20 protein-coding genes are annotated in these 20,146 nt (G+C 71.8%); 13 read left to right on the top strand and 7 right to left on the bottom strand.

Annotation, left to right across the window (positions count from 1 at the left end; translation table 11 throughout):
- Positions 1-51: 51 nt before the first annotated feature.
- Positions 52-1,335, top strand: a complete 1,284-nt coding sequence (locus ACZ7KX_RS03220) for a globin domain-containing protein (protein ID WP_470325009.1) — start codon at positions 52-54, stop codon at positions 1,333-1,335.
- Positions 1,336-1,339: 4 nt separating this feature from the next.
- Here the strand turns inward: ACZ7KX_RS03220 and ACZ7KX_RS03225 are convergent, their stop codons facing one another.
- A complete protein-coding gene (locus tag ACZ7KX_RS03225) occupies positions 1,340-2,743 on the bottom strand; it encodes a selenium-binding protein SBP56-related protein (RefSeq protein ID WP_470325010.1) in 1,404 nt (467 codons plus the stop codon).
- A gap of 294 nt (positions 2,744-3,037) precedes the next feature.
- Here ACZ7KX_RS03225 and ACZ7KX_RS03230 point away from each other — a divergent pair, with 294 nt between their 5' ends.
- The 3 genes from ACZ7KX_RS03230 to ACZ7KX_RS03240 all read left to right on the top strand — a co-directional run bounded on the left by ACZ7KX_RS03230 (position 3,038) and on the right by ACZ7KX_RS03240 (position 5,922).
- The gene (locus tag ACZ7KX_RS03230) at positions 3,038-4,009 is read left to right on the top strand and encodes an alpha/beta hydrolase (protein ID WP_470325011.1); all 972 of its coding nucleotides are present in this window, start codon (positions 3,038-3,040) and stop codon (positions 4,007-4,009) included.
- Positions 4,010-4,125: 116 nt separating this feature from the next.
- Entirely contained in the window at positions 4,126-4,920 is a 795-nt protein-coding gene (locus ACZ7KX_RS03235) for a spermidine synthase (RefSeq protein ID WP_470325101.1), read from the top strand.
- A 153-nt stretch (positions 4,921-5,073) separates the two neighbouring features.
- Positions 5,074-5,922 (top strand): class I SAM-dependent methyltransferase, encoded by an 849-nt coding sequence (locus ACZ7KX_RS03240; RefSeq protein WP_470325012.1) that lies wholly within the window; start codon positions 5,074-5,076, stop codon positions 5,920-5,922.
- 64 nt (positions 5,923-5,986) lie between these two features.
- On the opposite strand, the gene ACZ7KX_RS03245 is transcribed toward ACZ7KX_RS03240, so the two are convergent.
- Together ACZ7KX_RS03245 and ACZ7KX_RS03250 are read right to left on the bottom strand one after the other, a co-directional pair.
- The gene (locus ACZ7KX_RS03245) at positions 5,987-6,643 is read right to left on the bottom strand and encodes a hypothetical protein (RefSeq protein ID WP_470325013.1); all 657 of its coding nucleotides are present in this window, start codon (positions 6,641-6,643) and stop codon (positions 5,987-5,989) included.
- Positions 6,640-7,554, bottom strand: coding sequence for an ATP-binding cassette domain-containing protein (locus ACZ7KX_RS03250; RefSeq protein ID WP_470325014.1), 915 nt, complete (start codon positions 7,552-7,554; stop codon positions 6,640-6,642). Before ACZ7KX_RS03250 ends, ACZ7KX_RS03245 begins: the two co-directional genes overlap by 4 nt.
- 359 nt (positions 7,555-7,913) lie before the next feature.
- On the opposite strand from ACZ7KX_RS03250, the gene ACZ7KX_RS03255 reads away from it, so the two are divergent.
- From ACZ7KX_RS03255 to ACZ7KX_RS03265, 3 genes are all read left to right on the top strand, one after another.
- Entirely contained in the window at positions 7,914-8,585 is a 672-nt protein-coding gene (locus ACZ7KX_RS03255; RefSeq protein ID WP_470325015.1) for a DedA family protein, read from the top strand.
- A 135-nt stretch (positions 8,586-8,720) separates the two neighbouring features.
- On the top strand, positions 8,721-9,392 hold the full coding sequence (locus ACZ7KX_RS03260; RefSeq protein ID WP_470325016.1) for an O-methyltransferase: 672 nt from the start codon (positions 8,721-8,723) through the stop codon (positions 9,390-9,392).
- Between the two features lie 136 nt (positions 9,393-9,528).
- Positions 9,529-10,428 carry a Gfo/Idh/MocA family protein gene (locus ACZ7KX_RS03265; protein WP_470325017.1) on the top strand — a complete coding sequence of 300 codons (900 nt, stop codon included), beginning with the start codon at positions 9,529-9,531 and terminating at the stop codon, positions 10,426-10,428.
- A gap of 102 nt (positions 10,429-10,530) precedes the next feature.
- Here ACZ7KX_RS03265 and ACZ7KX_RS03270 read toward each other — a convergent pair whose 3' ends face one another.
- Positions 10,531-11,640 carry a hypothetical protein gene (locus tag ACZ7KX_RS03270; protein ID WP_470325018.1) on the bottom strand — a complete coding sequence of 370 codons (1,110 nt, stop codon included), beginning with the start codon at positions 11,638-11,640 and terminating at the stop codon, positions 10,531-10,533.
- A gap of 284 nt (positions 11,641-11,924) precedes the next feature.
- On the opposite strand from ACZ7KX_RS03270, the gene ACZ7KX_RS03275 reads away from it, so the two are divergent.
- Positions 11,925-13,934: a transglycosylase domain-containing protein gene (locus ACZ7KX_RS03275; RefSeq protein ID WP_470325019.1), complete on the top strand. Its 2,010-nt coding sequence runs from the start codon at positions 11,925-11,927 to the stop codon at positions 13,932-13,934.
- Between the two features lie 53 nt (positions 13,935-13,987).
- Here ACZ7KX_RS03275 and ACZ7KX_RS03280 read toward each other — a convergent pair whose 3' ends face one another.
- The 3 genes from ACZ7KX_RS03280 to ACZ7KX_RS03290 all read right to left on the bottom strand — a co-directional run bounded on the left by ACZ7KX_RS03280 (position 13,988) and on the right by ACZ7KX_RS03290 (position 15,949).
- Positions 13,988-15,238: a hypothetical protein gene (locus ACZ7KX_RS03280; protein WP_470325020.1), complete on the bottom strand. Its 1,251-nt coding sequence runs from the start codon at positions 15,236-15,238 to the stop codon at positions 13,988-13,990.
- A 142-nt stretch (positions 15,239-15,380) separates the two neighbouring features.
- Positions 15,381-15,614 carry a hypothetical protein gene (locus ACZ7KX_RS03285; RefSeq protein WP_470325021.1) on the bottom strand — a complete coding sequence of 78 codons (234 nt, stop codon included), beginning with the start codon at positions 15,612-15,614 and terminating at the stop codon, positions 15,381-15,383.
- Positions 15,611-15,949, bottom strand: coding sequence for a recombinase family protein (locus tag ACZ7KX_RS03290; RefSeq protein ID WP_470325022.1), 339 nt, complete (start codon positions 15,947-15,949; stop codon positions 15,611-15,613). The genes ACZ7KX_RS03285 and ACZ7KX_RS03290 overlap by 4 nt, the downstream gene beginning before the upstream one ends.
- 137 nt (positions 15,950-16,086) lie before the next feature.
- On the opposite strand from ACZ7KX_RS03290, the gene ACZ7KX_RS03295 reads away from it, so the two are divergent.
- The 5 genes from ACZ7KX_RS03295 (at position 16,087) to ACZ7KX_RS03315 (ending at position 20,145) form a co-directional block, all read left to right on the top strand.
- Entirely contained in the window at positions 16,087-16,914 is an 828-nt protein-coding gene (locus tag ACZ7KX_RS03295) for a helix-turn-helix domain-containing protein (protein ID WP_470325023.1), read from the top strand.
- A 2-nt stretch (positions 16,915-16,916) separates the two neighbouring features.
- Positions 16,917-17,126, top strand: a complete 210-nt coding sequence (locus ACZ7KX_RS03300; protein WP_470325024.1) for a DUF397 domain-containing protein — start codon at positions 16,917-16,919, stop codon at positions 17,124-17,126.
- Positions 17,127-17,204: 78 nt separating this feature from the next.
- Positions 17,205-17,774 (top strand): GNAT family N-acetyltransferase, encoded by a 570-nt coding sequence (locus ACZ7KX_RS03305; protein ID WP_470325025.1) that lies wholly within the window; start codon positions 17,205-17,207, stop codon positions 17,772-17,774.
- A 243-nt stretch (positions 17,775-18,017) separates the two neighbouring features.
- Positions 18,018-19,631, top strand: coding sequence for a WXG100-like domain-containing protein (locus tag ACZ7KX_RS03310; RefSeq protein ID WP_470325026.1), 1,614 nt, complete (start codon positions 18,018-18,020; stop codon positions 19,629-19,631).
- A 19-nt stretch (positions 19,632-19,650) separates the two neighbouring features.
- Complete coding sequence (locus tag ACZ7KX_RS03315) at positions 19,651-20,145, top strand: hypothetical protein (protein ID WP_470325027.1); 495 nt, start codon at positions 19,651-19,653, stop codon at positions 20,143-20,145.
- Position 20,146: the final 1 nt, after the last annotated feature.

Consider the following 20,146-nt stretch of genomic DNA (forward strand, 5'->3'; position numbering starts at 1 on the left):
GGCGATCGGCCCTTCTCGCGTTCGGCGGCCGCGCAGTTGACTGGACAGGACATGGACAACAGCAGCAGCACGCACCTTGCCAGCGGCACCGCCACCGCCGAGTACGACCGGCTGATCGCCCGTCACCACGCGATGCGCCTACGCCGCCGACTCCTCGCGCCGTCCGCCTCCTCCGGCGGCGACTTCGGCTACGCCGACCACGGGTCCGGTGACGACGGGTACGGCGTTGACGGCGGGAGCGGCGGGTACGACGGCGCCGCCGACCAGCACCTGATCCGGCGTGACCTCCACCTGGTCGCCCCGCTCTCCGAGCTGATCGACCACCTCTACGCGGTCATGTTCCGCCGCCGCCCCTACCTGCGCCCGCTCTTCCCCGACTCGATGGAGTTCCAGCAGACCCACCTGGAACGGATCTTCCACCACCTGATCGAGCACCTCCACCAGCCCGCCGAACTCGGCCACACGCTCCGCCAACTCGGACGCGACCACCGGAAGTTGGGTGTCCGGCCGGTCCACTACGAGGCCTTCGAGGAAGCCCTGTGCGCGGCGATCCGCCACCGCGCCGGCGACTACCGGACGGAGGAGCTGGAAGCCGCCTGGGTACGGATGCTCCGCTTCGCCGTCGGCGCGATGGTCGCCGGCGCCGACTCCGCGCTCACCGAACCCCCGTACTGGCACGCCGTGGTGACCGGCCACGAGCGCCGCCGCCCCGACCTCGCCGTGCTGCGGGTGCGCACCGGCGAACCGTACCCGTACCGCGCCGGACAGTACGGCACCGTCGAACACCCGGCGCTGGCGCACACCTGGCGGCAGTACTCGATGGGCTGCGCCCCGCGCGCCGACAACGAGTTGGAGTTCCACGTCCGCCGCACCGGCCCCGACGGGGTCAGCGCCGCCCTGGTCGAGCACACCGCCGTCGGCGACCGGCTGCGCCTCGGCCCGCCGCGCGGCAGCCTGCTGCCCGACGGCGACGCCCGCGACCTGCTGCTCGTCGCGGGAGGCACCGGCCTCGCGCCGATGAAGGCGATCGTCGAGCAGCAGGCCGCCCACCGGCCCCCCGGCCGCCGGGTCCACCTGTTCGTCGGCGCCCGTAACCGCGCCGACCTCTACGACTGGCAGGCGCTCGCCGAACTCGGCCTGCGCAAGCCGTGGTTGACCCTCACCCCGGTGACCGCCGGCCGCCTCGCCGACGCCGTCGCGGCGGCGGGCGACTGGCGCGACCACCTGGCCTGCGTCAGCGGACCGGTCGGCATGGTCGACTCCGTCCGCCGCCGGCTGGTGGCCGCCGGACTGCCGCTGGGCCGGGTCCGCTACGACCAGGCGCTACAGCGTTGAGCGCTCACCGGAAGCAGTACGAGTCCGACGACGCGTCGCCGCCCGCGAGGTGGGTCTGGTGGACGCGCAGGCCCCGGAAGTCGGCGCCGTGCGGGAAGAACCGCTCGTCGACGCTCAGCCCGCCCGCCCCGGTGTCGGCGTCCAGCTTGACGATCCAGGGCTCGATGCCGGCCGGGTAGACCTGGTCGTCCCAGGCGCCGTAGAGGGAGTTGGTGAGGTACAGCCGCCGGCCGTCCCGGCTGATCTCCACCATCTGCGGCGCCCCGCTCAACGGCCGCCCCGGCTCGGCCGGGTGCGGCGTGCGGGCGACGGCCCCGCCGAGGCGCACCGAGGAGGCGAGCCGCGGGTGGAACGGGTCCGAGACGTCGAACTGGAACAGCTCGCCGGTGCCCCAGGCCGACACGTACAGCCAGCGGTCGTCCACCGACAGGTTGATGTCCGTGACCAGCGGCGGCACCGCGCCGAACGGCTGCAGCGCGGGCGGCAGGTCCTCGGCCTTGGCGGGCTCGGCCGGGATCTCGATCACCTTGCGCGCGGTGAACGCCGGCCCGTCGCGGTACCAGAGCCAGATCGAGGAGGACAGGTCCTCGACGTTCGCCACCACCCCGGCGAACCCCCACTCCGCCTGCGGATCGTGCGCCGGACGCAGCTCCAGCACCATCTGGTACTGGTCGCCGAGGTCGATCCGCTGCAGGTGCCGGCCCGAGTCCAGCTCCCAGAAGTGCAGCGCGTGCCCGTACTTGCGGCCCAGCAGCAGCTCCGGCACCATGCCGTCCTCGACCATCCACGGGGTGCCCCACTCACTGGTCACCCCCACGTTGGTGCCCAGGTGCCACCAGACGTCGTACGCGAAGTGCTGCGGCCCGCGCTCGGTCTCCCAGGCCCGCAGCACGTCGAAGGTGGTGTGGTCGAGGATCGCCACCCCGCCCGGCCCGTCCGCGCCCCCGCCGGCGCCCAGGCAGGACAGGAACACCCCGTCCGGGCCGCAGTGCAGGGTGTGCGGGCGCGAGTAGCCCGCCCTGGCCGCGAGCTCCGCGGCCTCGACGGTCTTCACCAGCCGCGGGCGCACCGGATCCGGCCGGGTGTCCATCACGTGCAGCCGGGACGAGCGGAGGCCGGGCAGGAGCAGGAAGCGCCGCTCCGGGTTCTCGTGACAGGCGTGCGCCAGCGCACTGGAGCACGCGTTCCACCCGAAGTGGTGCAACTCGTCGCCCAGTGTGGGGAGTTCGGCGAAGTTCAGGACCTTGCCGTAGGTCCCCGACGCGGGATCGGTGTCCACCGTGAGCAGCGCGTCCGGCCGCCGCCCCGCCCGGTCGAACCCGGCCACGTACGCGAGCTTCTCCGGCGGCGCCGCGATGGCCTCGGAAGCCGACCGGTAGAGCGACGGATCGCTGTGCCCCTGCTGCATGCAACCTCCCCAACTCGCCTTCCCTGTGCGGGAAGCGTTCCACATCCGCACCGGCGCACAGCAGGCGCACGAGGAGGGGCGGGGAGGTGCGGAGAGTGCCCCGAGCCGGTGCGCGACGGCATCCACCGGGGGCTGCCCCGCCCGCCTCCCGGCAGGCTCCGAGGGGACGGCGGCCCGGCGTGGTCGGGGACTCCGCCGCGCGGCCGGTGGCTACCGGCCGGTATCGTCGTGGCTCGGAACGGGTGGTCACCTGCCGCACGGCGGCAGGCGGAGCGAAGGATCGGTGCGGCGGCGATGGAGTTTCGGGAAGACGTCCTGGGTGCCCCCTACGAGGCGGCGGAGCTGGAGCTGCGTCCCGACGACGAGGGCACGGTCTGCGCGACGCTGGTGCGACGGGTCGTGCCCGGGGCGGAGCGGGCCGTGCTGTACATCCACGGGTACAACGACTACTTCTTCCAGACCAACCTGGCCGACCACTACACCGCGCTCGGGTTCTCCTTCTACGCGCTCGACCTGCGCAAGTACGGCCGCTCGCTGCGCCCGCACCAGTCGCCGAACTTCGTCCGGAGCCTCGCCGAGTACGACGAGGAGATCGACGAGGCCGTCCGCGTCATCCGGGAGGTGGACGGGCACCGGCAGCTGCTGCTGAACGGGCACTCCACCGGTGGGCTGGTGGCGGCGCTGTGGGCGGGGCGGCGGGCCGGGCGCGGCCTGGTGGACGGGCTGTTCCTCAACTCGCCGTTCCTGTCGATGCCGGCCTCACAGGCCGCGCGCACCTTCGGCGGGCCCGCGGTGACGGCGATCGGCCGGCTGGCGCCGACCCGCGTCCTGCCGTCGACGATGAACCCGCACTACACGCACAGCCTGCACAAGGACCACCGCGGCGAGTGGGACTTCGACCTCGCGCTGAAGCCCGCCGAGGGCTTCCCGCTGTTCGCGGGCTGGCTGTCGGCGATCCACCAGGGCCACCGGCGGCTGCGCCACGGGCTCGGGATCGACGTGCCGGTGCTGCTGATGGCCTCCACCAGGTCCATCGCCACCACCAAGTGGCACAACGCCCTGCACCACGCCGACGCCGTGCTGCGCGCCGACGACATCGCCGCGCAGGGCCCCAAGCTGGGCCGGCACGTCACGATCGTGCGGATCGAGGGCGGCATGCACGACCTGGTGCTGTCCGGCGAGAAGGCCCGCACGCAGACCTTCGCCGAGCTGGACCACTGGCTGGCCGCCTACCTGGACGTGCAGCCGGTCGGGGAGCACGCGTGACCTCCGAGCACGACGAGCCGGACGAGCACGACCAGCACGGGGATCACGACGAGCCGGACGGGCACGACGAGCCGGTGCCGGTCGGTCGGCGGACCGACCTCGGGTTCGCCAAGCTCATGCCGGACATCGACCGCGACGGCGGCTGGCTGCTGACGCTGGACGGCACCCCGCAGTCGTACGTCGACCTCGCCGACCCGACGCACCTGGAGTTCGAGTACACCCGGCGACTCGGCCACCTCGCCGACGCGCTGGCCCCCGCCGGGCAGCCGGTGGCCGCGCTGCACCTCGGCGGCGGCGCGCTGACCCTGCCCCGCTACCTGGCCGCCACCCGGCCGGGGTCGCGGCAGCGGGTCGTGGAGGTGGACGGGCCGCTGCTGGACCTCGTCGCCGAGCACCTGCCCTGGCAGGGCCCCGGCGCGGACATCACCGCGAGCGTCGGCGACGCCCGCGCGGCGCTCGCCGACGTCCCGGCGGGCTCGCAGGACCTGGTGGTCGCCGACGTCTTCCACGGCTCCCGCACCCCCGCGCACCTCACCTCGGTGGAGTTCCTGGGCCTTGCCGCAGCCGCGCTGCGCGAGGGCGGCTGCTACGCGGCGAACCTGGCGGACGGCCCGCCGCTGGCCTTCGCGCGGGCGCAGGCGGCGACGGTGCGGGCGGTGTTCCCGTACGTGTGCCTGGTGGCGGAGGCGTCGGTGCTGCGCGGGCGGCGGTACGGCAACGTGCTGCTGGTCGGGTCGACGGCGCCGCTGCCGGTGGCCGAGCTGGCCCGGCTGTTCGCGGGCGACATCTTCCCGGCCCGGCTGGTGGAGGGGGACGACCTCGCGGCCCTGGTGGGCCGCACCCCGCCGGTGACGGACGCCGACGCCACCGACTCCCCGCCCCCGCCGGACGGCGCGTTCAGCGTGGGCTGAGCCGCGCGTCGGGCCGGGCGGGCCGGGCCGGCCGGTGTCAGAATCGGCGGGTTCAAGCCTGCCCGAGCGCGGAGCCCACGGGGCCCACAGCGTCCACGGAGCCCACGGGGGACTCGCGCGGGGCACGCGCGGAGCACGTCGAAGGAGCGAGCGATGACTGTCGGCGCGGACCGGCCCGACCCGGTGGAGCGGCCCGACTTGGAGGCGGTGCCGGAGACGGCGCTGTGGACGCTGTGGCACCGGGCGCTGGAGGCGCGCCGGCCGGACACCGTGCTCCACGACCCCGAGGCCGTCGACCTGGTCGACCGGATCGACTACCCGTTCGCGGAACGGTTCGGCACCAACGGCACCCAGGCCCAGCTCCAGGCCCTGCGCGCGGCCTGCTTCGACCGCGAGGTGGCCGACTTCCTGGCGCGGGAGCCGCGCGGCACCGTGGTCTGCCTGGGGGACGGCCTGGAGACCCAGTACTGGCGGGTCGACAACGGACGGGCCCGCTGGCTGAGCGTGGACCTGCCCGACCTGGTGGCTCTGCGGGCGAAGCTGCTGCCGCCGGGCCCGCGCCAGCGCTACCTGGCCGCCGAGGCCACCGAACTGGGGTGGGCCGACGAGGTCGACCGCAGCCGTGAGGTCCTGATCACCGCCCAGGGCCTGCTGATGTACCTCCCGCCGGCCCGGGTGAAGTCCCTGATCGCGGGCTGCGCCGAGCGGTTCCCGGGCGGCTCGCTCGTGCTGGACGCCGTACCGCGCTGGTTCGGCCGGCTCACCGTGAACGGGAGGATGCGGTCCCACGGTTACGGGCCGCCGCCCATGCCGTGGGCGATGGACGCGGGCGAGCGGGACAAGCTCCGCACTGCCAGTCCGGCGGTGTCGGCGGTGCGGGACGTCCGGCCGACCGGCGGGCGCGGGCTCGTCGGCGCCCTGCTGCCGCTCGCCCTGACGACCCCGGGCCTGTCCGCCCGCCGCCCCTCCGTCACCGTCCTGGACTTCGCCGGGCGGGGCTAGGGACCGCGGCGGCGTTCCGGGGTGGCCGCGGTCCGGTCGGAGCCGCTGGAGGACCGGTCGGCGGTCAGCTCTTCCGGACGGTGATCGCGTGGGTGGCTGCCGTTCCCGCGGCGAGCAGGGCCGCGGCGGCGGCGGCCAGGACGGCGGTGGGGCCCAGGACGTCCGCGGAGGCCGGCGCGTGCTGGAGGTCGGTCAGCAGGAGGTTGACCGGGGACACGCCCTTGCCGAGCAGGGCGGCGAGCAGCAGCGCGAGGGCCGCGACGAGTGCGTAGCCCTGGCGCCGGAACACCAGGCGGGAGCAGAGCAGTCCGACGGCCATGCCGGTGAAGGCGCAGACCAGCTGGGACTCCGTCCCGAGCAGCAGGTCGGCCGGGCGGACGGTGTGGGTCCCGAACACCAGTGGCAGCCCGAGGCCGGCGCCCGTCAGCAGCAGGCACCACGTGGCGGCGGTCGCGACCGAGCCGAGCAGGACCCGCAGGTGGCTGCCCGCGCCGACGACCACGACGGCGCGGTGCGGCGGGTCCTCCAGGCCGATCAGCGCCATGGTGAGCCAGGCGGAGCTCGGCAGCATGGCCCCGGCCACCGCGGAGTAGGTGGCGGGGAGCGGCCCGCTGTCGCTGCTGGTCAGTACGGCGGCCAGGCCGACGAACAGGAGCAGCGGGGCGAGGTAGCGCTGGGAGAGCAGCAGGATCGTGGACAGGTAGCGGACCAGGGCGATCACCGGGCGGCACTCCCCGCATCGGTCCGGGGGGTGTCGACCCCGCCGGCGTTCCCGGAAGCAGTTCCGGTCCCGGTCCCGGTCCCGGTCACCGCGTCCACCGACCAGCGGTGCCGGAGCGCGGTCAGCAGGGCGGCGTCCGAGTGTTCCCGGGCCACCCGCAGGACGAGGTACCGGCCGCGCCGGGCGGCGTCCGCCACGCCCGGCAGGGCGTACCAGTCCACCTCGGCGGGTACGGCGCCGTCGGCCGGCACGGTCAGGACCAGCTCGACCGTCGGGGCGGTGGCCCCGGAACGCGGGCCGTCCCGCCGGGTGAGCCGGCCGTCGGTGATGGCGTAGCCGCTGCGGGCGTGCGTCTCGGTGATCGCCTCGCGGTGGTCGGTGAAGACCACGGCCCCGGCGTGGGCGGCCACGTCGTCGATGAACTCGCCCAGGACGCCGTGGGCCGAGGCGTCCAGGCCCGACCACGGTTCGTCGAGGACCAGCAGGCCGGGCCGGACGAGCAGGGCCTGGGCCAGCGCGACCTTCTGCGCGTTGCCCTTGGAGAGCGTGCGCAGCGGCGCGTCCGGGCCGCCGACCAGGGCCAGCCTGGTCAGCAGCTCGCCGCCGCGGGCGCGGGCGGCGGAGGTCGACAGGCCCCGGATCCGCCCCATGTGGGTGAGGTAGGAGAGCGACGTGACGCGTTCGTGCGCCGTGAAGCGGTCCGGTACGTAGCCGACGCCCGCCGGTCGGCCCGCCACCGTGCCGGACGTGGGCCGGGACAGCCCGGCGAGGATCCTCAGCAGGGTCGACTTCCCGGAGCCGTTGGCGCCCACCACGGCGACGACGTCCCCGGCGGAGACCGCCAGGTCGACATCGCGGAGGACCCACCGCCCCGTGCCGTACCGCTTGCCGACGCCTTCGCACCGTAACAACTCGACTCCCCACCGTGATGATCGCGCTCGCGCCGCTACAGTGAGGCACCGGGCCGGGGTTCCTGTCAACACTGACCGGCACCGCGTTCCCCGGCGAGGCGCCGACCCCTCGGCGGTGTCGGTCGTCCGAGGTCAGAGGCACTTTGCCGAGTCTTGAAGAAATGGTGCCAGGCCTGGAACCATGGCCAGCGGCCGCACGTCGTACCCACAGGTGATCGGCCGGGGGGACAGGCCGCCCGGCACGTTACGCTGCTTTGAGGGGTAAAGCGGCGCCGTGCCGCCATCGGACAACTGCCGGGACCGGCCCGCGGCTCCAGGGGGAGCCTGGTCGGTCCCGTCCTGCCACGGAGGTACTGGCCTTGCACATCGACGCCTGGATCGAGGGCATTCCACCGACGGCGGTGTACGCCGTCGTCGGTCTGATCATCCTCATCGAGTCGCTGGGCATCCCGTTGCCCGGCGAGATCGCCCTGGTCACGGCGTCGCTGATGGCGGTCAAGGGCGTGGTGAGCCCGTGGGGCGTGGCGGGCGTCGCGATCGCGGGCGCGATCATCGGCGACTCGATCGGCTACTCGATCGGGCGCAAGGGGGGCAAGCCGCTCTTCGAGAAGCTGGGACGCAAGTTCCCCAAGCACTTCGGTCCCTCGCACCTGGCCACCGCAGAGCGTTCGTTCCAGAAGTGGGGCATGTGGGCGGTCTTCTTCGGCCGGTTCATCGCCCTGCTGCGCATCTTCGCCGGTCCGCTGGCGGGCGCGCTGAAGATGCCGTACTGGAAGTTCCTGATCGCCAACGTGCTGGGCGGCGTGATCTGGGCCGGCGGCACGGCGATGCTGGTCTACAAGGTCGGCAAGAGCATCGAGCCGTGGCTGGCCCGCTTCTCCTGGGCCGGTCTGGCCGCCGCGGTCGTGATCGGCGGCCTGTCGGCCTGGATCATGAAGCGCCGGGCGGCGAAGACCCACGCGAAGATCGAGGCGGAGCAGTCGGCGGCCGCCGCCACCGCCGGGGCGGCGACGGCCCCGGTCGCGGAGTGACCGTGCGCTGACGACGTGCTGACGACACGCTGACCACCCGGCTGCGGACCGTGACGAACGGCCGCCCCGGAGCCGTCGGGCCCTCGGAGTAGCATCACCGGAGTACCTGCCGGTCTTTGCACTCTGGAGGGCCCGATGACGTTGCAGCCGACCTGGGACGCCGTGGACGCCTACTTCTCCGAGCAGCTGGTCGGGCACGACCCGGTGCTGGAGTCGGCGGCGGCCGCCGCCGACGCGGCCGGGCTGCCGAAGATCGCGGTGGCCCCCAACCAGGGCAAGCTGCTGCACCTGCTGGCGCTGACCCAGGGAGCGAAGCGGATCCTGGAGGTCGGCACGCTCGGCGGCTACAGCGCGATCTGGCTGGCCCGGGCGCTGCCCGCGGACGGCACCCTGCTCACCCTGGAGATCGACCCGCGGCACGCCGAGGTGGCGCGCGGCAACCTGGCCGCCGCAGGGCTGGAGGACGTCGCCGAGGTACGGCTGGGCCGGGCCGCCGACTCGCTGGCGGCACTGGTGGAGCAGGGCGCGGAGCCGTTCGACCTGGTCTTCATCGACGCGGACAAGCCGAGCAACCCCGAGTACTTCCGCCGGGCGCTCCAGCTGACCCGGCCGGGCTCGCTGATCATCGTCGACAACGTGGTGCGCGGCGGCGCGGTCGCCGACGCGGCCAGCACCGACCCGGCGGTGGTCGGCACCCGGGCGCTGCACGAGCTGATCGCGGCCGAGCCGAGGGTCACCGCGACCTCGGTGCAGACGGTCGGCAGCAAGGGCTACGACGGCTTCACGCTCGCCCGCGTGCAGCACTGAGCCGGCGCGCACGGAAGCGCGCAAGGGCGAGGAACGGCCGGCGACGGCAAGGAACGGCCCGGGGACGGCAAGGAACGGTCGGCAACGGCCGGAAGCAGCCGGCACCGGCACGGAACGGAACGGAGACGGAGACATCGTGCGGATCGGACTGCTGGGCACCGGCACCTGGGCGGAGCGGGTGCACGCGCCCGCGCTGGCGGAACACCCCGGGCTGGAGTTCACCGGCGTCTGGGGCCGCCGCCCGGAGGCGGCCGAGGCCCTGGGCGCGGCGCACGGCGTGCCCGGGTACGCGGACCTCGACCGGCTGCTGGCCGACGTGGACGCGGTCTCCGTCGCGCTGCCCCCGACGGTGCAGGCGGACCTCGCGGTGCGGGCCGCCGAGGCCGGCTGCCACCTGCTGCTGGACAAGCCGGTCGCGCTGACCGTGCGGGCCGCCGAGGCCGTCGCCGAGGCGGTCCGCGCGCAGAAGGTCGCCTCGGTGGTGTTCTTCACGGTGCGCTTCGGCGGCCCGCAGATCCCGTGGATCGAGGAGCAGGCGGCGCTGGGCGGCTGGTACACCGGCCGCTCGGACTGGTACGGCTCGGTGTTCGTGCCCGGCAGCACCAGCCCGTACGCGGCCTCGCCGTGGCGCCGGGAGAAGGGTTCGCTGTGGGACGTCGGCCCGCACGCGCTGTCCGTGCTGCTGCCGGTGCTCGGCGACGCGACGCAGGTGACGGCGGTGGCGGGCCCGATGGACGCCGTGCACCTGGTGCTGCGGCACGCCGGCGGCGCGTCCAGCACGCTCGCGCTGAGCCTGACCGCGCCGCTCGCGGCGGGCGGCACGGGCATGGAGCTGCGCGGCGAGCACGGTGTGGTGCAGCTGCCGGAGCGCGGCGAGGGCCCGCACGCCGCCCTGCACCGGGCGCTGGACGCCCTGCAGTCCGCCGCGGCCTCCGGCGAGCCGCACCCCTGCGACGCGGACTTCGGGCTGCGCGTGGTGGAGATCCTCGCCGCGGCCGAGCGCTCGCTGGCGGAGGGCGGACCGGTCGCGGTCTGAGGCCGACCCCGGCCGCAACGGGACGGGACGCGCCGCAACGGGGCAGGCCGACCGGGCCGGTGGTGCCCGGGGCCTCGGCGGCCCGGCGGCCCGGCGGTCCGGTCAGGCCGGCGGCAGGGGCGGCCGGTCCGTTCCCGGGCGGCGGTCGGTGGGGCGGGCCGGGGGGATGACCGCTGCGTGGAAGTCGCGCGGGCCGGTCCAGAGCGCGGGGACGGCGTCGCTGCGGCGGGCCAGTTCGTACGCCACGGCCTCGTAGTTGACGCGCCAGCCGTGGAAGTGCGCCCAGGCGTCCTCGACCGGCCGTTCGCGGGGGAAGCCGGCCGCGGTGATCATCGCGACGGCGCCCAGGTACTCGGCGTAGCTCAGCCGGATCGGCACGTCCGGGTCCGGGTCGGGGTCGAAGTCGATGCGCAGCGAGCGGGCGATGTCGCGCAGCGCGGTGAACCCGGCGCGCAGGACCAGCCGGGCCTCCGGCGGGGAGGTGCGCGGGCACAGGGCGAGGTGCAGGGCGGCGGCGTCCATCACCGCGATCAGGCCGACCACCCAGCTGCGGTTCGGCTGCGGGGAGCGGAAGGAGAGCAGCACGGGGTAGTTGGAGTGGCTCTCGCCGATGTCGGCGGCCAGGCGCTCCCAGTCGCGGTAGAGCTGGGGGAGGGCGGTCTCGGTGTCCACCAGGGACTGGCGGGCCAGCAGCTCGGGTCCCCAGGCCGGTTCGCCGGCCCGGGACTGCAGCAGCGTCACCTCGGTCTCGCGGCGCTGGTAGGCGGCGTAGAGGGTCGGCAGGTAGGAGATCTGCAGGGCGATCACCAGCGGGCCGCTGGCGGCGGCCATGAAGTCGATCGCGGACAGGTGCAGGCGGTCGCCGCTCGCGAAGCCCAGGGTGAACAGGCTGGACCCGGCCTCGCGGATGGACACCGTCCAGTCGAGGTCGGACGTGCCGTGCAGCAGCAGCGTGTAGGCGATCAGCATCCCGCTGAGCCACACCGTGAGCATGCCCAGCAGGACCAGCGGCGCCAGCCAGGTGAGCGCCCGGTCCTGCGCGCGGTAGCCGCCGATCGGCGCGGCGGAGAGCCGCAGCACGCCGCGCAGCACCGTCCAGAGCCGGTTCACCAGGGACGAGTAGAGCCCGCGGGGGACGACCAGGGTGCGCAGGATGCTGCCGACGACCAGCAGGAGCAGCAGCGCACCGACCACGGTGTGGATCAACCTCATGACGACATTCTGACGGGCGCTCGGAGCGGCTGCGGCGGAGGTCCGGTTCGGCGGGGGCCGTCGGCGGACCGGAGGGGGACGCCCGGAGACCGTCGGGGGACCGTCGGCCGACCGCCGGCGGACCGTCGGGAGGAGCCCGGCGGACCACGACGGACAGCCGCCGACCAGCCGTCACATGCGGTATGACGACGATCACACCGCCTCGGTGCCACCCGGGCCCGCCCTCGGAGTCGTGTATCCGTTCGAAGGGGTCTTGTGCCCACGAACGGAGCGGGGAGCGGACTGTGCGTGCACGGCGAGGTGACGCGACCGGGGCGGACGAGCCCGGACGACGGCGGTGGCGCCCGGTGCGCCGGATCGACTACCCGCGCCGCGGGCGGCGCGGGGTGCGCCGCTGGCTGCCGTCCTGGCGGCAGCTGCTCCTGGTGGCCGGGGTGGGGACGGTGGCGCTGACGGGCTGGCTGGCCTGGTTATTCGTGACCACCGAGGTGCCCGACGACCTGAACTCCTTCGCCACCCAGCAGAACAACGTCTACTACTGGGCCGACGGCACCGAGATGGCGCGGATCGGCGAGACCAACCGGCAGGAGGTGCCGCTCGACCGGGTCCCGGAGTCGCTGAAGTGGGCCGTGCTGGCCGCCGAGAACGAGACCTTCTACTCGGATCCGGGCATCTCGGCCAAGGGCATCGGCCGCGCGCTGTGGCAGATGGTCTCCGGCGGCGACACCCAGGGCGGCTCGACCATCACCCAGCAGTACGTCAAGAACATCTACCTGAACCAGCGCCAGTCCATGGACCGCAAGCTCAGCGAGGCCGTGATCGCGATCAAGCTGGACGACCGGATGAGCAAGGACGACATCCTGGCCGGCTACCTCAACAGCAGCTGGTTCGGGCGCGGCAGCTACGGCATCCAACGGGCCGCGGCGGCGTACTACGGCAAGGACGTCTCGCAGCTCGACCCGAGCGAAGGGGCCCTCCTCGCCGCCCTGTTGAAGGGGGCCGGGCAGTACGACCCGGCGCTCGGGCCGGAGAACCGCGAGCGGGCCGAGGAGAGGTGGTCCTGGATCCTGGACCGCATGGTGGACGTCGGGAAGCTCTCCCGCGCCGAACGCGCCCGGTACACCGTCTTCCCCGAGCCGAAGCCGCAGCCGAAGAACCCCGGGCTGAGCGGCCAGGTCGGCTACCTGGTGGACATGGCCAGGGCCTTCGTGGAGAGCCACAGCGACATCACGCCCGCCCAGTTCGACCTCGGCGGCCACCAGATCTACACCACCTTCGACAAGCCGAAGGTCACCGCCCTCGCCGCGGCCGTCCAGGAGGCCACCAAGGGGATCGACCCCGACAACCGCGAGGCCGACAGGCTCCTGAAGGTCGGCGCCGCCTCGGTGGCCCCCGACGGCAGGATCGTCGCGCTCTACGGCGGGCCCGACTACCTCAAGCAGGGCTTCAACAACGCCAACACCACCACGGTGCCCGTCGGTTCGGCCTTCACCCCGGTGGTGTACGCCGCCGGGCTGAGCCAGGGCGTCCAGCGCGAACGCGGCGGAAAGCGCACCCCGGTGACGCCCACCACCCCCTACAACGGGGACAACGGGGTGAACGTGCTGACGCCCGAGGGCCCGTACTGGGGGCGCGACGGCAAGATCGTGAAGACCGCCAACGACGGCAAGCGCAACTGGGGGCAGGTCAGCCTGCGCAGCGCCGTCGAGCAGTCCGTCAACGGGCCGATGATGCAGCTCGGCATGGACGTCGGCCTGGACCGGGTGCAGAAGACAGCCGCCGACCTCGGGCTGCTCCCCGGCAGCATGGGCGAACTGGTACCGGCCTTCGGGGTCGGCAACTCCACGCCCAGCGCGATCAGGACGGCGGACGCCTACACCGCCTTCGCAGGCGGCGGCAAGCGCACCGAGCCGTACTCGGTGTCCAGGATCACCCGCAACGGCAGCCCGCTCGACCTGCGCCTGCCGACGCCCGTGCAGGCGCTGCCGGCGGCGGTGGCGGGAGAGGTGGACGCGGCGCTCAAGGGTGCCGTCCGCAGCGGCAGCGCCACGTGGGCGGCGGAGGCCGGCCCGGACCTGGCCGCGAAGCCGGGCACCACCGCGGACCGTACGGCGGGGTGGTCCGTCGGCTACAGCGGGCAGCTGGCCACGGCGGTCACCGTCTTCCGGGCGGACCTGCGGGACCTGAAGCTGCTCCCGCTGGAGGGCCTGGGCGGGGCGGCGCCGGACACCCCGGACTCGGCGCTGCCGAGCCGGATCTGGACGACGTACATGAAGACGGCGGGAGGGCGGTAGGCGTGGTGTGTGGTGCCGTGGGGCCCGTGGCGTCACGGGCCCCACGGGCCGGCCTACTTGACCAGGCGCGGCCAGTCGGCCGGTTGCCCGGGGTCCAGCCCGCGCAGCTTGTCGAGCACCTTGGGGTCCTGGGCGTCCATCCAGTCGGCGACCTGGCGGAAGGAGACGCAGCGGACCTCCTCGCGCTTGCAGACGCTCTTCATGACGTCCTCGATGGCCTGCATGTAGATGCCGCCGTTCCAGTCCTCGAAGTGATTGCCGATGAAGAGCGGGGCGCGGCTGCCGTTGTAGACGCGTTCGAAGCCGGCGAGGTAGCTCTCCTTGGTCTGCTTCTCCCAGGTGTCGTACTTCTTCGGGTCGCCCTTGGTGCTGCTCTCCCCGGACTGGACGGAGAGGAAGTTGAAGTCCATCGAGAGGCGCTGGGACGACAAGGCGGGGTAGGGCAGCAGCTGCAGCGGGAAGTTCCAGATGCCCTCCTTCTTGACCGGCCAGACCTGGAACTCGCCCGGGGAGCTGGCGTCGTAGCGGAAGCCCTTCGCCTTCTCGGCGGCGAGCAGGTTCTTCTGGCCCTCCAGACAGGGGGCGCGGCCGCCGACCAGGTCCTTGGTGTAGTCGAAGGGGAGGGGCGGGAGGTCCTTGAAGCCGGTGTTGGTCTTCCAGTTGGTGACAAAGGAGATCGCCTGGTCGAGCTCGCTCTTCCACTCGTCGGTGGACCAGTCACCGCCGCCGCCGGGCTGGGGGCCGCAGAAGTGCCCGTTGAAGTGGGTGCCGATCTCGTTGCCGTCCAGCCAGGCCAGGCGAAGTTGTTCCAGGGTGTCCTTGATGTGGGGGTCGGTGGCGAAGTCGATGGACGCGGAGCCGACGTCGTGCTGCGGGGGGTGGTACAGGGAGCGCTTGGACTTGGGGAGGGTGTAGATGCCGCTCAGGAAGAAGGTCATCTGGGCGTTGTTCTCCACCCCCAGCTTGCGGAAGCGGGAGAACAGGCGCTCGTCGCCCTCCAGGGCGCCGTCCCAGGAGAAGACGACGAACTGCGGCGGTCGCTCGCCGGGCTTCAGCTTCTCGGGCTTGGGCTGCTTGGGCTGCGGTCCGGTGTCGGAGGTGGAGCCGTCGCCGAGCACCTTGACCTGGCCGTCCCAGGTGGGCACGGGTGTGGCGGTCGGAGTATCGGTGGCGACGGCGGGAGGGGTGGTGGCTGCGGGGCTCGCGGGGGTGGTGTCGGCGGCGGTGGGTCTGCTCTGGGTGCCGGAGCATCCCGTGGTCAGGGCGAGGGCCGAGACGACCCCCACCGCGAGCAGACCGTTCATGCCGCGTGCCATCCGCACCGGACCCCCACTTCACTGACGCAAGTCAGAAGATGTTCGGACATTGATCGATATGGAGCGATCATCAGAACACTTTTGATCGGCGTCTGTCGAGGCGGGGTCGATGTGCCAACTGGCGTACGTATCAAGGGAGCTGACGGTTCAACGGATTGCTCGTGCGAAAGGCCACCGCGGCCGCGACGGTGTAGAAACGCCTGACCCGGTCCGAGGAACCCGGCACCCGGAGGAACTCGCTGCAGTGGCGGTCCCAGAGTCCCCAGCACTCCAGCGAGACGAAGTGCGGGCTGGACGAGTCGATCAGGCGGATCTCGAACCGGGAAGGGTCGAGGGGTGGGGTGGCGGGGTGGTGGTCGGTCATCGCCGGGTCGCCACCTGGATGAAGCCGGAGGCCTTCTCCACGCGCTTGGAGAAGTCGGCGAACTCCCCGTCGATGGGGGAGATCGCGGCCTTGCTCGGGACGAGGATCGCGCCGGCGTCCTGGCTGAGGACCCGCTGCAGAGCGGCGCGGAGCATCGGACGGTGCTCGGGTCCCTTCGTGGCGGCCTCGTCGTCCACGACGATCAGGTCGATGCGCCAGTTGAACGCCTTGGCGTAGTCCTCGCACAGGCGCAACTCCCGCTCGGGGAAGTGGGAGTCGCCCTTGGCCAGGTACAGGACGACCTGGAAGGGAGGGGTGGGGTTGGAACAGGGCATGGGTGTCTCCATGGTTGCACTTCGCGTTCGGTATCTCACCGGATGTAGCCATGGTGGCGTGAGGGCCCCTACGATCGGAAGGCTCTCCCACTTGACAGTCTCTGGCGTGGGATTCAGGCGGCCGTGGAGGTCTGATTATGCGTGAGACGGAACTCAATCCTTCGGCGTCTCCCCTGGAGGCGTTCGGGGCCCAACTTCGCAAGGCGCGCAAGGCTGCCGGTCTGACCCAGGCGGAGCTTGGGCGACTGACCTCGTTGAGTGACAGTCAGATCTCGAACCTCGAAAGAGGTATGCGCAGTCCCACACTCGACTGGGTCATCGTGGCTGACCGGGTTCTGAACACCGGTGGGACTCTGGAGCTGACCTACTGGAGCCTCAGCGGTGGGGGATCACTGCTGGAAGGCTTCGCGGAGTTTGCCGTGCATGAGGCGAAGGCTGTTGAGCTGCGGCAGTTCGAATTGGGCGTCGTCCCTGGGCTGTTCCAGACCAGGGCCTACGCGGAGGCGTTGGCGGCGGCCGACGTGCGGCGGGGAGTCATCACCAACGAGGAGGCCGACGCCCGGGTCTCCTACCTTCTTACTCGTCAGCAACGCCTCGAAAGTCAGGACATGCCGCTCGTCCATGCGGTCTTGGATGAGAGCTGCATTCGAAGGTTGGTGGGTGGTGCATCTGTCATGCGGGAGCAGTTCAGCCGCTTGATGGAGCTGTTCGAGCGTCCGAGGACCATCATCCAGGTGGCGCCGTTCTCGATGGGTGAGCACAGATCGCTCGCCCTGCCGGTGGTGTTGCTGACGATGCCCGACCGCAGCATGCTCGGATACACGGAGTCCCAGGCGCGCGGATATCTCACCAGGGAAGCCGAGACGGTCACGGCATGGGCCAGGGACTACGATTGGCTTCAAGTGGGCGCCAGTTCGGACGTGGTGTCCCTCGCCATGATCCGCGCAGCTCGGAAGGATCTTTGAACATGACCCACACTGACGACGTGACTCTGATCGGCGCTACCTGGGTCAAGTCCAGCTACAGCCAGAACGGTGGGAACTGCGTCGAGGTAGCCGTGGGCTTCCCCAGCATGATGCCCGTTCGTGACTCCAAGGATCCCGAGGGGCCCGCTCTCGTCTTCACCTCCGACGCCTGGCGATCCTTCGTCTCCGCCGTCACCGCGGGCGAGTTCTGACCATCGGCCCCCGGGCGGCTGCGCCCGGGGGCCGTAAAATCGGTGGCGGCCTCGCCCTTCCGGACTGATGATCGCGGGATGCATGTCTTCCTGGAAACCGAGCGGCTCGTGCTGCGCCCGTTCGCCGACACCGAGGCCGACGTCGACGGCCTGTTCGCCCTGGACAGGGACCCCGAGGTGATGCGCTTCATCAACGGTGGCAAGCCGACGACCCGGCAAGCGATCCAGACGCGCACGCTCCCGCAGCTCCTCCACGACTACCCGGCCTTCGGCACCCGGGGCTTCTGGGCCGCCGACGAGCGGGCCACCGGTACCTTCCTCGGCTGGTTCGAGCTGCGCCCCCTCGACGACCAGCGTCCGTTCGTCGTGGAACTCGGGTACAGGCTGAACAAGGCCGCCTGGGGCAGGGGCTATGCCACCGAGGGCTCCCGAGCCCTGATCGACAAGGGCTTCACGGACCTCCACGTGGAGCGGGTCACCGCGAACACGATGGCCGTGAACACCGGCTCCCGCCGGGTGATGGAGAAGTCGGGCCTGTCCTTCCTCCGCAACTTCACCGGGGACTGGCCGGACGCGATCCCGGGATCCGAGCACGGCGAGGTCGAGTACGACCTCGTCCGCGCCGACTGGGAGCGGCGGCGCTCGTGACCCCGCGGCGGCCGCACCAGCCCTAACGGCCGCCACCACCACAGGTTCTCGATCGGCGGCTGGCGGTCCTGTCGGTGAGTTCAGCGACATCCGGCCGTACCGTACCGTGGTATCGCGGACGTGACCGGTGTTACCTACCCGTCCTGAAACCATGTCACGTCGTTCGTCGACCTCATCACACGAGTGCGGAGATCGACGAACGCGTAGGGGGAAACGCCATGGGGGATGAGGGGGTGAAGGCCCGTGGGTGAGTCCACGGTCGCGAAGGCCGTCCAGAAGGTCACCGGCATGTGGTGGCCGGATGCCGACCCCGGCAAGCTGCGCAAGGTCGCCGACGCGTGGGAGGCGATGGCCACCGCGATCGACAACGTCACCGTCCCGACCAACCAGGCCGCGGCCGGGATCGTGGCCAACAACCACGGCCCGGCGATCGACGCGTTCGGCACGTTCTGGGGCCGGTACTACGGCGGCAAGGACAGCGCGGGCAAGGGCAAGGGCTGGCTGCCCGACACCGCGGAGGCGTGCCGCAGCCTGGCCAAGGCGCTGCGCGAGTTCGCCCACGAGGTCGACAAGGCGATCAAGAAGCTGGAGGAGGAGGCCGCGATCGTCGGCGGCACCCTGCTCGTCGGCGGCGCCCTGGCCTTCGTCACCTTCAGCATCTCGGCGGACATCGCCGCCGCCACGGCCGCGGGCATCGTCGCCACCGCCGCGTCGGTCGGTGTCGCCGTCTCCGAGGTCGTCGCCACGATCGCGGCCACGATTCTGGTCGGCGCCGCCTTCGGAGCCGTCGAGGCCATCACCGTCGACCTCGCCGTCGCCCAGCCGATCCGGGTCGAGTTCTTCGGAGACGGCGGCTACAGCCTCACCGAGGCCGTCGAGTCCGCCAAGACCGGCGAGATCATGGGTGCGGCCGGCGGCGGCCTCGGCGCTGGCGGACGTGCCGTGGCTGCCGCCGCTGAGAGTGCCGAGAGCGCCTCGGTGGTCCTCAACGGTCTCGCCAGGGTGGCCAACGCCGCGGACACCCTCCCCGGCCGCATGGTCACCGGTGCCGGCCTCACCTACGGCTACGATGCGGCCTTCAAGACGGGGCCCGTCATGCCGCTGGACCTCGTCCTCGGCGCCGTCGGCGGCGCTGCCGGACCTCGTAGCCGTCCCGGTGTACCGGCGCCGGAGGAACCGGCCGGTTCTGGAGTTCATCCTGGCACCTCAGGCGCGAACCTGACGCCGGACCGCGTTCCGCCGACCTCGGAGGGCCTTCCGTCCGGTGACCTCAAGGCGGAATACGCCGCACGAAGCGATCCGGAGGCCCTGCCGAAATACGAGCAGATTCGGGCGATGGCGGACGACGTTCCTCGGATCGCGGAAAACCTGGAGATCGACGAGAGCATTGTCGCCAAGGCCAAGGAACACCTCTTCCTGACCAAACACAAGGTACAGTTCGGCCCCGGGAAGGTCGTGGACGGGGAGTATTTCAACGCCCACAACGAGCTGGCTACCTACTGGCTTCGGGCCAGGAATTGGAATGTCTCGGAGTCGACCGCTGGAATCGTCCGTGGCATCATTGCCCACGAGTACGTAGAGAGTCTCCTCATGAAGGCTGGCCTTCCGTACCGTTCAGAGAATCCAAGCGCGTGGGAGGGGCGGTACGTGCTCAGCCCGGACAATGTCGGAGCGCACGACTTGTCCCCGAAATCTGCAAGCAGCTTTGCTCATACGCTCGACGGTACGCTGGAGCACTGGCGGAAACTCGGAATCAAGCCGCCCGACGTCCCGATCGCGGACGATCTCTCAAATATCGATCTACTGGCCCAATCAGTTCTGGAATGGTGGCATGCAAATGTCGAAAAGCCTCACTGACGCAATGATGGAACGCTTGATGGGCATCAAGTGGACCAATCAAGCTGGTTACAACGCGCATGCCGGTTCCCGCTCCTGGCTGATGGTCGAGTACCTTCGCCGGGCCTCGCTCTGGGCTGAGGTGCTGGGCGGTCCGCCGAAGTGGCCCATCTTCGACATCGCCGGAGCGCTCGCCCCGGAGATCCAGGTGGACCCCGAGGTGGCCGAGCGACTTGAGGAGTTCCTCGTGGCGCACGTCGGTGGCATTTCGACCGAGAACGCCTGCCGTGCGGCCGTACGGTGGGCAACTCTGCAGGACACGCCGGGGGTACGGCTCCCGGACCTGCCTGATCCGTTCGAGCCCTTGATCATTCTGTACGAGCGGGGTGGGGAGGTCATCGCCGACGAGAGCTGGGCGTTCACCTTCGCGGCTGTGCGAGTGCAGATCAAGCCCTGGCGTGAGCACCTCTCCGCAGAGCCTGTCATCGCCCTCGACTCGGCTTCCTTGGATGCCCTGGACGCCGACGACATCTGAT

This window comes from Kitasatospora sp. NPDC038210, from assembly GCF_055600605.1.

Bases quoted from the DNA above. Each gene is read 5' to 3' on its own strand.
- ACZ7KX_RS03220 (WP_470325009.1), top strand. From the start codon at position 52: ATGGACAACAGCAGCAGCACGCACCTTGCCAGCGGCACCGCCACCGCC.
- ACZ7KX_RS03225 (WP_470325010.1), bottom strand. From the start codon at position 2,743: ATGCAGCAGGGGCACAGCGATCCGTCGCTCTACCGGTCGGCTTCCGAG.
- ACZ7KX_RS03230 (WP_470325011.1), top strand. From the start codon at position 3,038: ATGGAGTTTCGGGAAGACGTCCTGGGTGCCCCCTACGAGGCGGCGGAG.
- ACZ7KX_RS03235 (WP_470325101.1), top strand. From the start codon at position 4,126: ATGCCGGACATCGACCGCGACGGCGGCTGGCTGCTGACGCTGGACGGC.
- ACZ7KX_RS03240 (WP_470325012.1), top strand. From the start codon at position 5,074: ATGACTGTCGGCGCGGACCGGCCCGACCCGGTGGAGCGGCCCGACTTG.
- ACZ7KX_RS03260 (WP_470325016.1), top strand. From the start codon at position 8,721: ATGACGTTGCAGCCGACCTGGGACGCCGTGGACGCCTACTTCTCCGAG.
- ACZ7KX_RS03270 (WP_470325018.1), bottom strand. From the start codon at position 11,640: ATGAGGTTGATCCACACCGTGGTCGGTGCGCTGCTGCTCCTGCTGGTC.
- ACZ7KX_RS03280 (WP_470325020.1), bottom strand. From the start codon at position 15,238: ATGAACGGTCTGCTCGCGGTGGGGGTCGTCTCGGCCCTCGCCCTGACC.
- ACZ7KX_RS03285 (WP_470325021.1), bottom strand. From the start codon at position 15,614: ATGACCGACCACCACCCCGCCACCCCACCCCTCGACCCTTCCCGGTTC.
- ACZ7KX_RS03290 (WP_470325022.1), bottom strand. From the start codon at position 15,949: ATGCCCTGTTCCAACCCCACCCCTCCCTTCCAGGTCGTCCTGTACCTG.
- ACZ7KX_RS03295 (WP_470325023.1), top strand. From the start codon at position 16,087: ATGCGTGAGACGGAACTCAATCCTTCGGCGTCTCCCCTGGAGGCGTTC.
- ACZ7KX_RS03300 (WP_470325024.1), top strand. From the start codon at position 16,917: ATGACCCACACTGACGACGTGACTCTGATCGGCGCTACCTGGGTCAAG.
- ACZ7KX_RS03305 (WP_470325025.1), top strand. From the start codon at position 17,205: ATGCATGTCTTCCTGGAAACCGAGCGGCTCGTGCTGCGCCCGTTCGCC.
- ACZ7KX_RS03315 (WP_470325027.1), top strand. From the start codon at position 19,651: ATGGGCATCAAGTGGACCAATCAAGCTGGTTACAACGCGCATGCCGGT.